Genomic DNA, 14,049 nt, shown 5'->3' with positions numbered 1-14,049 from the left:
ATTATATTTGTCAAACAATTATTAGGAATGCATTTTAAACATCCAGAAATACTTTGGGGCTTATTTTTACTACTGATTCCTATATTAATTCACCTTTTACAACTACGTCGGTTTAAAAAAACAGTATTTACGAATGTAAAGATGCTGCAGCAAGTAGTTGCCGAATCTCAGAAAAGTAGATCTCTTAAAAAATGGTTGCTTTTATTCACAAGGATGCTGCTCTTTACAGCATTGATCATTGCATTTACCCAACCTTTTTTTGCAAAGAATACCGTTTTTAAAAATAAAGAAACCATTATATATTTAGACAATTCCTTTAGCATGCAAGCCAAAAAAGGAAATACCTCTCTATTAGAAGTAGCAGTTCAAGAAATTGTAAAAAACGCACCGAAAAACGCACCAATTACCCTATTTACAAATAACAATACCTTTTCAAATACTACTATTGCAGCCATACAAAATGATTTGCTCTCGCTAAATTTTTCACAAAATCAATTACCTCTTGAGGCTATTACCCTAAAAGCTACCTCTCTTTTTAGTACTACTTCAAATAGCATAAAAAACCTAATTGTAATCAGTGATTTTCAAAAAAATAAGGAAGCGTCTTTAAAACCATCCAAAGAATTAAATAATTACTACATACAATTAGCCCCTTCTAAGGTTGAAAACATTGCTATTGATAGTATTTTTTATAGTCCCGAATCTAACGAGACGACAACGATAAAAATAAAATTATCAGCCTCTCATGATTTAGAAAATCAGCCTATTTCTGTATACAATGGAGATCAATTAATTGCAAAAACAGCTGCAGAATTTAACAATACAAAAAGTGCAAGCGTCACCATTTCTCTTCCTGAGAATGACCTTATCCTTGGAAAAATACAATTAGAAGATACGGGACTAAATTATGACAACCAGTTTTTTTTCAGTAGAAATAAAAAGGAAAAAGTAAGAATTCTAGAAATCTACGGAGTTGAAACAGGTTACTTAGAAAGAATTTATACTGCAGAAGAATTTGAGTACCAGAAAAATAGCATTGCCCAATTAAATTATAGTCTCATTGAAAGTCAGCATACCATTATCTTAAATGAATTAGAAGCGCTACCAGAAGCATTGGTGCAGGCACTGCATTTATTCACGCAACAAGGAGGAACCTTAATAGTGATTCCAAATGACGATATTACCATTACAAATTACAATACTCTTCTAAGTAATTTTGGCGTAAGATTGAATCAAAAAATAACTACTTCTCAAGAGATTACCCATATTAATTTTGATCATCCAATTTATAGCAATGTGTTTGATCAAAAAGTTAACAATTTTCAATATCCAGAGGTAAAAACCTATTACTCTTTAGGTGCTAAACAAAGTCCATTACTCTCTTATGCTAGTAATGAACCTTTCTTGCTTGGCAAAAGAGGATTTTATTTTTTCACATCTCCTTTATCATCAGAATTATCAAACTTTAAAAATTCGCCTTTGATTGTTCCTACGTTATACAATATGGGCGTAGAAAGCTTAAAGCAACAAGAGCTATACTATACCATAGGAAAAAATAATTCTGTGACCATAGCCGTGGAAGGTATTAACGATGCTGTTTTGAAGATTTCAAATGCAATGAATGAATACATCCCGCAGCAACAATCTCTAAACAACAAAATAGTTCTAAACTTTAATGAAGCACCTTCTGAAGATGGACTATTTACAGTAAAAAATAAAGAAACAAATTTTAAACACCTTGGTTTTAATTATCCAAGAACAGAGAGTAATTTAACTTATTTGAATTTAGAAAATAGTAAAGACATTTATACACCAACATCAATATCAGATTTGTTTGACACTTTAGAAAAAGATGATAGTAAAAACGAGCTTTGGAAATGGTTTGTTATTTTAGCATTACTATTTGGTTTGATTGAAATTGGTATTCAAAAATATTTAAAATGAACGTACTTTTAAAAGCTGCAAAAATTGTAGATGCCACAAATAAAGAACACCATCTTGAGAAAAGAGATATTCTGATTAAAAATGGTATCATTTCTAAAATTGCTCCTAAAATTGAGGCCGAAAAGCAAACAAAAATTATTGCGCTAGAAAACCTACATGTCTCTATTGGTTGGTTTGATAGCAGCGTATCTTTTGGAGAACCTGGTCATGAAGAACGCGAAACCATTGAGAATGGTTTGTTTACCGCTGCAAAAAGTGGCTTTACCGATGTGATTCTAAATCCGACTACGAACCCACTACCCGATTCTAGTTCGGATATCGTATTTTTAAAAAACAAAGCCAACAACAAACCTACTAAATTACATCCATTAGGAACCTTAACCGTAAAATCTGAGGGTGAAGTTTTAGCAGAATTGTTTGATATGCAAAATGCTGGCGCCGTTGCTTTTTCTGATTATAAAAATCCCACTAAAAACTCTAACCTTCTTAAAATAGCCTTGCAATATGCGCAAGGTTTTGATGCATTAGTGTACTCTTTTCCATTAGATGTTCAGATCGCTGGAAAAGGAGTAGTCAATGAAGAAGTAGTCGCAACTCGTTTAGGACTCAAAGGAATTCCTTCTTTAGCAGAGGAATTGCAAATTTCTAGAGATTTATTTATTTTAGAATATACAGGAGGAAAATTACATATCCCTACGATATCTACGGCAAATGCCGTAAAGTTAATTGCTACGGCAAAAAAGAAAGGCCTAGATGTTACCTGTAGTGTAGCTATTCACAACCTTGTACTCACAGACGAAGAATTAGAAGGCTTTGACACTAATTTTAAAGTGATGCCCCCGCTTCGCACTAAAAAAGACGCTAGAATGCTTATAAAGGGCGTTCTTGATGGCGTTATTGATTTTGTAACTTCAGACCACACTCCGTTAGACGTGGAAGAAAAGATTATAGAATTTGACAATGCTGCCTATGGCACGATAGGCTTGGAATCTGCATTTGGAGCCCTAAACAAAATTTTTGAAGTAGCTACCGCTATACACATACTAACAAAAGGAAGAGAACGCTATAATATTGCTACTCCAAAACTAGCGGAAGGGGAAAAAGCAAACCTTACGCTCTTTAATCCAGACGCTGAAAAAGAATTCTCAAAAGATGACATTTACGCTTCATGTAAAAATAGTGCCTTTATTGGCCAACCGATTCTAGGGCATGTTTATGGAATAATTTCGGAAGAAAATATACTAATCTAAATAGTTTAGAGTTAGTAATACAAACAAACAATAAATACCAACAAAAAATTATGGATCAAACCACGAAAGAAGCAGGAAAAACAATGGCTATCATAAGCTATGTGACATTAATTGGAACATTAATTGCTTATTTTTCAAACCAAGGAGATAAAAAGAATGAATTTGTAAGTTTTCATATCGGTCAATCATTACGTGTATGGATTTTAGCTATTGTCCTTAATATATTACTAAGAGTAGTAGTAAGTATTACTGGAATTGGATTCTTAAGTTTAATTTCATTCTTGCCACTTGTTCTTGCTATTTTAGGGATAATGAACGCAATGAATCTAAAAGCAGAACCTGTTCCTGTGATTGGAACAATTGGAGGATAATTCTTTTCAAAAAATATATTTAAAAATAGGCTTCCTTTTGGAGCCTATTTTTTTTTGCCCAATACTTTTACTAGCTGTAAATTTGAAGCATGAAAGAAATACCAGGAAAAACTATAGCTATTGTATCTTACTTTACTATTGTAGGTGCTATTATAGCTGCTAGCATGAACAATGAACCGCAGCATGATTTTGCTAGATATCAAACAAGACAAGCCTTTGGTTTACACCTCACCTTTATAGCCTTTGCTATTTTAATTAATTTATGGGGCGGTGCCTATGCTTTTTATGGCTTATATATATTCTACGTGGTTTTATGGGGCTATGGCTTTACAGGAGCACTGACTGGTAAGAAACAAGAAATGCCAATTGTTGGTCCGCTTTACCAAAAGTGGTTTACATTCATTAAATAATTATAAGATATACCTTAGTACCTCTATGCAAACAAAATCCTTATCACTAGAACATATAATTCGCCCGTCTTCACTAGAAAAGAATGCTCCCGTTCTTTTTATGCTTCATGGTTATGGAAGTAACGAAGAAGACTTATTTTCTTTTGCTGCAGAATTACCAGAAGAATATTTTGTAATCTCTGTACGCGCCCCTTATACATTAGAACCTTATGGAAATGCTTGGTATGCCATCAATTTTGATGCAGAAAAAGGCAAATGGAGTGATGATGTACAAGCTATTGAATCTAGAGATAAAATTGCAAACTTCATAACAGAAGCTTGTGAGGCTTATTCCGTAGATCAAAATAATGTGACCCTTCTAGGCTTTAGTCAAGGTACTATATTAAGTTATGCTGTGGCCTTATCATATCCTGAAAAAGTAAACCGTGTAATTGCGTTAAGCGGTTATATCAATGAAAATATACTAAAAGAAGACTATACGAACAATGATTTTTCTGCCTTGAAGATTTACGCTTCTCATGGCTCAGTAGATCAAGTTATTCCTGTAGACTGGGCCGTTAAAGCTCCTAAATTCCTAAATCATTTAGGTATTTTAAATACCTACGAAGAATTTCCTGTGGGCCATGGAGTGGCACCTCAAAATTTCTATTCTTTCAAAAAATGGTTGTCAGAAAATTAAATAAAAAAAGCTTCTATATCCTATAGAAGCTTTTTTTATATCTATTCATTACTCCTAGCATAGAGCAGATGATCTAGCAGTGAAAAATCTACGCCCAAATCATCTTTCAATTCATATTTTATAATAAGATCTCCCCAGTAATGTCCATCAGAAAAATCTGCTACAATCCATTTATGGTTTAATACTTTTATTTTATTGATTTTAAAATTACCCTCCATACCTTCATAAGGTACTAATGGATTATCACCTTTACTTTCGTTAGTTTCTAATAGCTTATCCGTAATGTACCCAGTAGGATTTTTTAAATTCAAATGCTGGTAGTATGCAAAAGCATCATCATTATTATCCAAAGAAAAATACTCCATTTCAAGAAATTTCAAATGTAAATCTCTAATAGAATCATTTAATTTGTCGGTTTGCGCACTTAAGCTTTCTATCCTAGCGTCTTTATCCTTACTCATTGTACCACTGCTTACAAAAAGGTAAAGAGCTATTAATGATGCAAAAAGAAATAGGTATAGAAAAATTCTACTTTTCATTTGGTTGATTTTATAAAGTTATATGGTGATTTTTAAATTATCGTAAGCCAAATATACATTTTTGGGCAATGATTTTTGCACTTCATCATGAAAACCTAAAAGATGACTCACATGGGTGAGGTACGCTTTCTCTGGTTTCACTTTAGAAATAAACGCTAGAGCTTCCTCTAAATTAAAATGGGAATGATGAGATTCTATACGCAACGCACTTACGACTAAAACTTTGAGTCCGTTTAACTTCTTAACTTCCTGCTCCTCTATCGTTTTTATATCCGTTAAATAAGCAAAGTCTCGTAATCGATAACCAAAAACCTGTAATCTATTATGTTTAAGGTTTATAGGAACAGCATTTAAATTCCCAATTTTAAAAGTACTCCCATTTTTCACCTCTTTAATTTCTACGGCTGGAGCTCCTGGGTATCTATTTTCATTGGCAAAAATATAATCAAATCTTATTTTTAGTGATTTGATAACACGTTCATGTGCATAAATAGGTATATCACCCTGCCTAAAAAAGAAAGGTCTAATATCATCTATTCCTGCGGTATGGTCTGAGTGCTCATGGGTAAATAGGATACCATCTAATTGCGAAATAGGGTTTTTAAGCATCTGTTGCCTAAAATCTGGACCACAATCAATCACATAATTAAAATTATCCCAAGAGACTAAAACAGAAACTCGTAGTCTTTTATCCTTTTGGTTTTCACTCATACAAACCGGATGTGTGCTCCCAATTACAGGGATTCCTTGAGAAGTTCCAGTTCCTAAAAATGTAATTGTCACCTGATTGTCTATTTTATCCAAATTTATAACTTATTTATTTATTAGATTGCCCAATCTTGTTAACTTTGTTGCAAACAAATAAATTACATGACTTCTGTTTTAAGAAAGGATACTGGATTTGAAAATATCCCCTCGATAAAATCTAAAACGCTTCGTATAAATCTGAATCCAGATATTTACGGAACATTTTCAGAAATTGGTGCTGGCCAAGAAACCTCCGGGCATTTTTTTAGATCTGGTGGTGCCTCTGGTACTATTGCAAAAGCAATGAGTGCTTATGACAAAGATTTTAGTGATGCTATTTATGGCATAGAAGAAGACGGCCGTTACGTTACGCAATCGCGATTGAAAAAAATGTTGACTCACGAGATGATGAACATGGAAGATCGTATTAGTAGAAAAAAACACCCCGAGCGTTTATTTTTCTCTTATGCAAATACCGTAGCAACGATAGACTTCTCTAAAAGATATAAAGGTCATGGGTGGCTAGGGATTAGGTACCAATTAGACCCAACTCAAAAAGAATATGATGAAATCATCATACATGTACGGTTTAAGCAAAATGAAGCTCGTTTACAGCAAGAAACCTTAGGTATCTTAGGTGTAAACCTTATTTATGGTGCCTTTTACAAGCATGACCAGCCGCGTAAAATTCTTAAATACTTATACGATCATTTAGATAAGGATACCTTAGAAGTTGATATGATTAACTTTTCTGGACCTAACTTTAAAAATGTAGATAACCGTTTAATGAGTTTACAGCTTATTAAAAACAACATGACCGATGCTGTTATGTTCGGTCCTGATGGCAATAATTTATTGCCTGCTGCAGTTTTATATAAAAAGAATATTCTTGCGTTACGGGGTAGTTTTAGACCTGTAACAAAAGTAAATATGGATATGTTAGAAAAATCTCATGATATCTTTATCAGAGAGACTAGCGTAGAAGAGGAGAATACTATTGTAATTTTTGAAATTACCTTATCTAACCTAAAAGCATCTGGAGAAATAGATGAACAGGATTTTATGGACCGAGCTGAACTCTTATGTTCATTAGGCCATACGGTAATGATCTCTAAGTTTCAAGAGTACTTTAAGTTAGTAGAATACTTTAATAATTATACGAAGTCGAAAATTGGATTAACTATGGGGGTAAATAACCTAGTTGATATTTTTGATGAAAAATATTACCGTCATTTAAGTGGTGGCATTTTAGAAGCTTTTGGAAAATTGTTCTTTAAAGATTTAAAGGTGTATTTGTACCCTATGAAGAATGAAGAAACTGGGCAAATAATGACCAGTAACAATGTTAAAGTACACCCACGTATGAAAGAATTATACAAATTCTTTAAATACAATGGTAAAGTGATGGATATTATTGATTATGATCCTGATGTATTACATATATTTTCTAGAGATGTCTTAAAGAAAATTATTAATAACGATGAAGGATGGGAAGATGTTTTACCAGAAGGTATCGCTGAGATCATAAAGAATAGAAGTTTGTTTAAGCGAAAGCAAATTGATGCTGGTAGCACAGATGAAACAAAATAATAAAAAAGCCCTAAATCAAATGATTTAGGGCTTTTTTATTAAGCTAATAACTGCGCCGCATGATCTTTAGTTTTTACCTTTTCAATCACATTAGACACTACTCCTTTTTCATCAACGACAAATGTCATTCTATGAATACCATCATAGGTTTTACCCATAAACTTTTTTGGCCCCCAAACACCAAAAGCATTAATAACCGTATGGTCTTCATCTGCTAATAATGGAAAAGGGAATTCATATTTATTTTTAAAATTTGCTTGTCTTTTTTCTGAGTCTGCACTTACCCCTAATAGTTCATAACCCTGTGATTGTAATGCTGCATAATTATCGCGTAAATTACACGCTTCAGCAGTACATCCGGGAGTACTAGCCTTAGGGTAAAAAAATACAATTAATTTTTTTCCTAAGTAATCCGATAAATTAATAGTATTCCCATCTTGATCATTTACAGAAAATGAAGGAACCTTATCTCCTATTTTTAAAGTTTGCATAGCTTTTTTTTAATTAAATTCGTTCTTTGTAAAAATACAAATTACATTTTTTGGCACCACCTATTAGCGATTCCTTTTATATATTGATTTATAAAATTTTTTAATGACAAAAGCAGAAAAAATAGCGTTCACTATTCAAAAACTAAAAGAATTATACCCTACAATTCCTGTTCCATTAGATCATAAGGATCCGTACACCTTATTAATAGCAGTATTGATGTCTGCACAGAGCACCGATGTTAGAGTCAACCAGATTACTCCGTTACTCTTTGCTAAGGCAGATAATCCTTACGATATGATTAAGCTTACGGTTGAGGAGATTCGTGCTATTATTCGCCCTGTTGGTTTATCTCCTATGAAAGCTAAAGGCATTCACGGATTATCACAAATGCTGGTAGACAAATACGATGGTATCGTTCCCCAAGAATTAGAATTATTAGAAGAGTTCCCTGCCGTGGGTCATAAAACGGCTAGTGTTGTGGTATCACAAGCTTTTGGTATTCCTGCTTTCCCTGTAGATACACATATTCACAGGTTAATGTATCGATGGGGATTTACGAATGGAAAAAACGTGGTACAAACAGAAAAAGATGCCAAAAGATTATTTCCAAAAGAGATTTGGAACGATTTACATTTACAAATTATCTGGTATGGCCGTGAATATTCACCTGCGAGAGGATGGGATTTAGAAAAAGATATTATAACCAAAACTATAGGTAGAAAATCAGTTTTAGAGGCCTATTATAAAACTAAAAAGAGCCGCTAATTGCGGCTCTTTTAAATTTTAATTTAAGTTATTCTCGAACTTAATATTATCATATGTAATAATATCCAAAGACTTGGAATAACTCATCAGGAACTGAATAGTTTCTGGACAAGCCTTTGCAAGCTTGCACGTATTTTGATTCTCAGAGTAGATTTTTTCCATATGTTCAGTATTGTTATGTTAAGATAACGCTACCAAAAAGGAAATATTGTTTGTTTCGCTGTAAGGCTTATTAATTCGTTAAAACGATATTGTTTTGATCAATTACCTTTCTTAGGTTAATTAATGCATAACGCATTCTTCCTAAAGCCGTATTAATGCTTACTCCTGTATTCTCTGAAATTTCTTTGAAACTCATATCCTTATAGATACGCATCATTAAAACTTCTTTTTGATCTTCTGGCAATTCCTCAATCAAGATATTTAAGTCATTGTCTATTTGATCTTTAATCAATTGTTTTTCAATATTTAATTGATCATCACCAATAACAGAAAAGATATTAAAATCATCACTGCCTTCAAACATTGGCATTCTTTTGTTCTTTCTGAAATGATCAATAACTAGGTTGTGTGCAATTCGCATTACCCAAGGTAAAAACTTACCTTCTTCACTATACGATCCTTTTCTAAGTGTTTTTATTACTTTAATAAAAGTATCTTGGAAAATATCTTCTGTAACATCTCTATTCAATACTTTAGAATAAATGAAGCTAGAAATTCTTTGGTTGTGGCGATTAATTAAAATCTCTAAAGCTTTCTCTTCTCCGTTGATGTAATTTTTTACTAATACTGAGTCATCAATCTGTAGTTCCATACAAATTACTTTTTTATTGGTTAAAATTAGGGACCCACCTCCTTTTCAAGAAGTGAACTTTCGTTTTGTGTGCTAAAATGTTTAAAAAAGTAATTTTGCTTTATAGGCGGTTGATTTTTAATAACATATCAAATATAGAGATAAAGGTATCTTTTAAAAAAAGTTTGTTGTGATATGCAATATTTTCGATGTTAAAACGTGTATTGTGCGCATTGAACTGCTCATAGTGTTTATTTCTGCCATATAAGTACGAGCATACTTGGTGTTTTAGATGTATTTCTTAAAATAAATCTAAAATACAAGCGCATTCCTCCTCTTCTATTCTTACATAAATGACCCATTTAAACCTTGTAGTTCATCAATAACTCACTTATATACAAACGAATATATAAAAATAAATGAGACCGAAGGAAAAAATCATGTTTAAATAAAAAAGATGCAAATTTTTTTAAACGAATGGAAAAGCCATCAGTAATTACAAATGCCAGGCAGTTGCCTAAATGAAGTGGGAAGAAAATGAAGAAAAAAAATGCTGTAAATTAAAAAGAGCCGCTAATTGCGGCTCTTTTTAATTTAGATTATTTTCAAATTGAATATTATTATAGGTAATGATATCTAATGATTTTGAATAATTAATCAGGAACTGTACAGTTGCTGGACAAGCCTTTCTAGGCTTACTAACATTTTGATTTTCAGAATATATTTTTCCCATTTTCACAGTATTATTATGATAAGATAACGCTACTTAAATGGAATTATTGTTTAATTATGTTGAAGAGTACTTAATTGGTTAAGACAATATTATTCTTGTCTATTACTTTTCTAAGGTTGATTAATGCATAACGCATTCTCCCTAATGCGGTATTAATGCTAACTCCCGTGTTTTCTGAAATTTCTTTGAAGCTCATATCCTTATAGATACGCATCATTAAAACTTCTTTTTGATCATCTGGCAATTCCTCAATCAATATATTTAAGTCACTGTCTATCTGATCTTTAATTAATTGCTTTTCTGCATTTAATTGATCATCACCGATAACAGAAAAGATGTTGAAATCATCGCTACCTTCAAACTTAGGCATTCTTTTGTTCTTTCTAAAATGATCTATAACTAGGTTATGTGCAATACGCATTACCCATGGTAAAAATTTACCTTCTTCACTATACGATCCTTTTCTAAGTGTTTTTATTACTTTAATAAAAGTATCTTGAAAGATATCTTCTGTAATATCTCTATCTAATACTTTAGAATAAATAAAGCTAGAAATTCTTTGGTTGTGGCGGTTGATTAAAATCTCTAGAGCTTTTTCTTCTCCGTTGATATAATTTTTTACTAATACTGAATCTTCAATCTGTAGTTCCATACAAATTTATGTTTTATTGGTTAATATTAGAATTCTTCTCTTATTAAGGATCTGAACCTTTTTATGTGCAAAATGTGTGTAAATTAATTTAGCGTTCTAGGCTAGTGAATTTTAATTACATTTCAAATGTAGAGACAATGGGTACTTTTAAAAAAAGTTTGTTGTGATATGCAATATTTTCGATGTTAAAACGTGTATTCTCGGTATTAAAGTGCTCAAATTGTATCTTTGTGCTTTATAAATACATGTATGAAGAGCATTTTAGATGTAAATCCTAAAGAGAATATTATTATTAAAGGTGCCAAGTTGCACAATCTTAAGAATATAGATGTGGTTATCCCTAGAAACAAGCTTGTTGTTATAACTGGTTTGTCTGGTTCTGGTAAATCTAGTCTAGCTTTTGACACCTTATATGCAGAGGGACAACGTAGGTATGTAGAAAGTCTTTCTTCGTATGCCCGTCAGTTTTTAGGAAAATTAGACAAGCCTAAGGTTGACTATATAAAAGGTATAGCTCCTGCAATTGCTATTGAGCAAAAAGTAAACTCTACCAACCCACGTTCTACAGTGGGTACTACTACCGAAATTTATGACTACCTAAAATTGGTCTATGCAAGAATAGGAAAAACCATCTCCCCTATTTCTGGTCTAGAAGTAAAAAAGCATACCGTGACCGATGTTGTTAATTTTGTAAAAACATTTCCAGAAGGAACTAAATTACTTTTATTAGCTCCCATAAAAATACGCGAGGATAGAGATGCTCTTAAATCTTTACAGATTTTTTCACAACAAGGTTATGCACGTATTAAATATAAAGGAGAAGTAATTCGTATTGATGATACGATTACAGAAATAGATAAAGAGTTTAGCCTAGTCGTAGACCGTATTATAACGAAAGATGATGAAGATTTTTTAAATCGATTGGCAAATGCTGTTGATACTGCTTTTTTTGAAGGCAAAGGAGATTGTATTATTGAGAGCTTAGCAACTGGCGAACAAACCCCTTTTAGTAATAAGTTTGAATTAGATGGCATGAAGTTCTTAGAACCAAATGTACACCTATTCAGTTTTAATAACCCGTATGGAGCTTGCCCTACTTGTGAAGGCTACGGCGATGTTATTGGTATTGATGAAGATCTGGTAGTTCCGAATACCGCGCTATCGGTTTTTGAAAATGCCGTATTTCCTTGGAGAGGTGATAGTATGGGTTGGTACCGTGATCAATTAGTAAATAGCGCTTACAAATTCGATTTTCCGATACACAAGCCATGGTTTCAACTTACCGATGAGCAAAAACAATTGGTTTGGGACGGAAATAAACATTTTACAGGAATTAGTGATTTCTTTTTAGCATTAGAAGAAAAGAGTTATAAAATTCAGAACCGCGTGATGTTATCCCGGTACCGAGGTAAAACAAGATGTACTACCTGCAAAGGAAAACGATTACGTAAAGAAACAGATTATGTTAAGGTAGATGGCAAATCTATCTCAGATTTAGTAGAACAACCTATTGAAGATCTAATCACATTTTTTGATGCGATAACATTGAATGAGACAGATAAGAAAATTGCATCGCGTTTGTTAATTGAAATAAAAAGTAGATTAGGCTTCTTATATAAGGTAGGACTTACCTATTTAACCCTTAATAGAAAATCTAACACCTTATCTGGAGGAGAAAGTCAACGAATAAACCTAGCAACCTCTTTGGGGAGTAGTTTAGTGGGCTCTATGTATATTTTAGATGAACCTAGTATTGGACTACATCCTAAGGATACAGAAAATTTAATAGATGTACTAAAATCACTGCGAGATTTAGGCAATACCGTCATTGTAGTAGAACATGATGAAGATATTATGAATGCTGCCGATGAAATTATTGATATTGGTCCCGAGGCAGGAACTCAAGGTGGCCATGTTGTAGCACATGGTACTATGAAAGATATTTTAAACTCTTCTTCGCTTACTTCTGGTTACCTTAATGGTACTTTAGAAATAAAAGTTCCAGAGAAAAGAAGAACTTCAAAAAACTATATAGAGATTATTGGTGCCCGAGAAAATAACCTTAAAAATATAGATGTCACTTTTCCTTTAAACATGCTGACCGTAATTACCGGAGTATCTGGAAGTGGAAAAAGTACCTTGATTAAAAAAATATTGTATCCTATTATATTAAAGGAGATAGGTGGCTATGGTGAAAAAGCCGGACAGTTTACCGCTGTAAAAGGGAAATACAGCGAAATAAAGCATGTAGAGTTCGTAGATCAAAACCCTATTGGTAGATCTTCACGCTCTAACCCCGTCACCTATATAAAAGCTTATGATGATATCCGTGCATTATATGCAGCACAAAAACTAAGTAAACTTAGAAATTATCAAACAAAACATTTTTCATTTAATGTAGATGGTGGCCGCTGTGAGAAATGTAAAGGTGAGGGTGAAATTACGGTAGAGATGCAATTCATGGCGGATGTTCATTTAGAATGCGATACCTGTAAAGGAAAACGTTTTAAGAAAGAAGTACTTGAAGTAAAATTTGAAGATGCCAATATTGATGATGTCCTAAACATGACTATTGATGATGCTCTGGCATTTTTTGAAAAACATCAACAAACTAAAATATACAGAAAACTAAAACCTTTGCAAGATGTTGGTTTAGGGTATGTAACCTTAGGGCAATCTTCGTCTACCTTATCTGGAGGAGAAGCACAACGAATTAAACTAGCCTCTTTCTTAGTAAAAGGTACTACCAAAGAAAAAGCACTCTTTATTTTTGATGAACCTACCACAGGGCTTCATTTTCATGATATCAAGAAATTATTAAAATCGTTTAATGCATTAATTGATAAAGGACATTCTATTGTGGTTATTGAGCATAATATTGATTTAATCAAGTGTGCCGACTATATAATAGACCTAGGATTGGAAGGTGGTAGTAAAGGAGGAGCACTAATTGCTGCCGGTACCCCTGAAGAAATTGCAAAGAATAAAATCTCATATACTGCTCCATATTTAAAAGATAAATTATAAACTTCTTTTTAAATTAGTAAAAGATCAGCATTTTAAATAACGTAATGTTATGTTAAT

Annotated in this window: 14 protein-coding genes; 8 read left to right on the top strand and 6 right to left on the bottom strand. The window is 32.7% G+C overall.

All coding sequences use genetic code 11. The features are described 5' to 3' along the window. Positions 1-27: 27 nt before the first annotated feature. The 5 genes from M666_RS13985 (at position 28) to M666_RS13965 (ending at position 4,654) form a co-directional block, all read left to right on the top strand. Positions 28-1,944 carry a BatA domain-containing protein gene (locus tag M666_RS13985; protein WP_029446354.1) on the top strand — a complete coding sequence of 639 codons (1,917 nt, stop codon included), beginning with the start codon at positions 28-30 and terminating at the stop codon, positions 1,942-1,944. Further along, the gene (locus M666_RS13980) at positions 1,941-3,194 is read left to right on the top strand and encodes a dihydroorotase (protein ID WP_029446353.1); all 1,254 of its coding nucleotides are present in this window, start codon (positions 1,941-1,943) and stop codon (positions 3,192-3,194) included. The genes M666_RS13985 and M666_RS13980 overlap by 4 nt, the downstream gene beginning before the upstream one ends. A 50-nt stretch (positions 3,195-3,244) precedes the next feature. Next, positions 3,245-3,565, top strand: a complete 321-nt coding sequence (locus M666_RS13975; protein ID WP_029446352.1) for a hypothetical protein — start codon at positions 3,245-3,247, stop codon at positions 3,563-3,565. A gap of 89 nt (positions 3,566-3,654) precedes the next feature. Further along, a complete protein-coding gene (locus M666_RS13970; RefSeq protein ID WP_024480637.1) occupies positions 3,655-3,975 on the top strand; it encodes a hypothetical protein in 321 nt (106 codons plus the stop codon). A 25-nt stretch (positions 3,976-4,000) separates the two neighbouring features. Next, positions 4,001-4,654 carry an alpha/beta hydrolase gene (locus M666_RS13965; RefSeq protein WP_029446351.1) on the top strand — a complete coding sequence of 218 codons (654 nt, stop codon included), beginning with the start codon at positions 4,001-4,003 and terminating at the stop codon, positions 4,652-4,654. 41 nt (positions 4,655-4,695) lie between these two features. Here the strand turns inward: M666_RS13965 and M666_RS13960 are convergent, their stop codons facing one another. Together M666_RS13960 and M666_RS13955 are read right to left on the bottom strand one after the other, a co-directional pair. Further along, entirely contained in the window at positions 4,696-5,193 is a 498-nt protein-coding gene (locus M666_RS13960; RefSeq protein WP_024480635.1) for a hypothetical protein, read from the bottom strand. A gap of 18 nt (positions 5,194-5,211) precedes the next feature. Next, positions 5,212-5,976: an MBL fold metallo-hydrolase gene (locus M666_RS13955; protein ID WP_024480634.1), complete on the bottom strand. Its 765-nt coding sequence runs from the start codon at positions 5,974-5,976 to the stop codon at positions 5,212-5,214. An 87-nt stretch (positions 5,977-6,063) separates the two neighbouring features. On the opposite strand from M666_RS13955, the gene M666_RS13950 reads away from it, so the two are divergent. After that, positions 6,064-7,530: a nicotinate-nucleotide adenylyltransferase gene (locus M666_RS13950; RefSeq protein WP_024480633.1), complete on the top strand. Its 1,467-nt coding sequence runs from the start codon at positions 6,064-6,066 to the stop codon at positions 7,528-7,530. A 38-nt stretch (positions 7,531-7,568) separates the two neighbouring features. On the opposite strand, the gene bcp is transcribed toward M666_RS13950, so the two are convergent. Continuing rightward, positions 7,569-8,021 carry a thioredoxin-dependent thiol peroxidase gene (gene bcp / locus M666_RS13945; RefSeq protein WP_024480632.1) on the bottom strand — a complete coding sequence of 151 codons (453 nt, stop codon included), beginning with the start codon at positions 8,019-8,021 and terminating at the stop codon, positions 7,569-7,571. 103 nt (positions 8,022-8,124) lie between these two features. On the opposite strand from bcp, the gene M666_RS13940 reads away from it, so the two are divergent. Beyond that, the gene (locus tag M666_RS13940) at positions 8,125-8,787 is read left to right on the top strand and encodes an endonuclease III domain-containing protein (protein ID WP_024480631.1); all 663 of its coding nucleotides are present in this window, start codon (positions 8,125-8,127) and stop codon (positions 8,785-8,787) included. Between the two features lie 18 nt (positions 8,788-8,805). Here the strand turns inward: M666_RS13940 and M666_RS20550 are convergent, their stop codons facing one another. From M666_RS20550 to M666_RS13930, 3 genes are all read right to left on the bottom strand, one after another. Then, the gene (locus M666_RS20550) at positions 8,806-8,949 is read right to left on the bottom strand and encodes a hypothetical protein (RefSeq protein ID WP_173399764.1); all 144 of its coding nucleotides are present in this window, start codon (positions 8,947-8,949) and stop codon (positions 8,806-8,808) included. 70 nt (positions 8,950-9,019) lie between these two features. Beyond that, positions 9,020-9,601 carry an RNA polymerase sigma factor gene (locus M666_RS13935; RefSeq protein WP_024480630.1) on the bottom strand — a complete coding sequence of 194 codons (582 nt, stop codon included), beginning with the start codon at positions 9,599-9,601 and terminating at the stop codon, positions 9,020-9,022. A 782-nt stretch (positions 9,602-10,383) separates the two neighbouring features. Beyond that, on the bottom strand, positions 10,384-10,965 hold the full coding sequence (locus tag M666_RS13930; protein WP_024480629.1) for an RNA polymerase sigma factor: 582 nt from the start codon (positions 10,963-10,965) through the stop codon (positions 10,384-10,386). 249 nt (positions 10,966-11,214) lie between these two features. Between M666_RS13930 and uvrA the strand changes: the two genes are divergently transcribed. Continuing rightward, positions 11,215-13,992, top strand: a complete 2,778-nt coding sequence (gene uvrA, locus M666_RS13925) for an excinuclease ABC subunit UvrA (RefSeq protein WP_029446349.1) — start codon at positions 11,215-11,217, stop codon at positions 13,990-13,992. The last annotated feature ends 57 nt before the right edge of the window (positions 13,993-14,049 follow it).

Origin of the sequence: Cellulophaga baltica 18, from assembly GCF_000468615.2 — a bacterium.
In the GTDB taxonomy this organism is placed as follows: Bacteria; Bacteroidota; Bacteroidia; order Flavobacteriales; family Flavobacteriaceae; genus Cellulophaga; species Cellulophaga baltica.
Note: the sequence above shows the minus strand (reverse complement) of the source record. Positions and strands in the feature narration are given on the sequence as shown.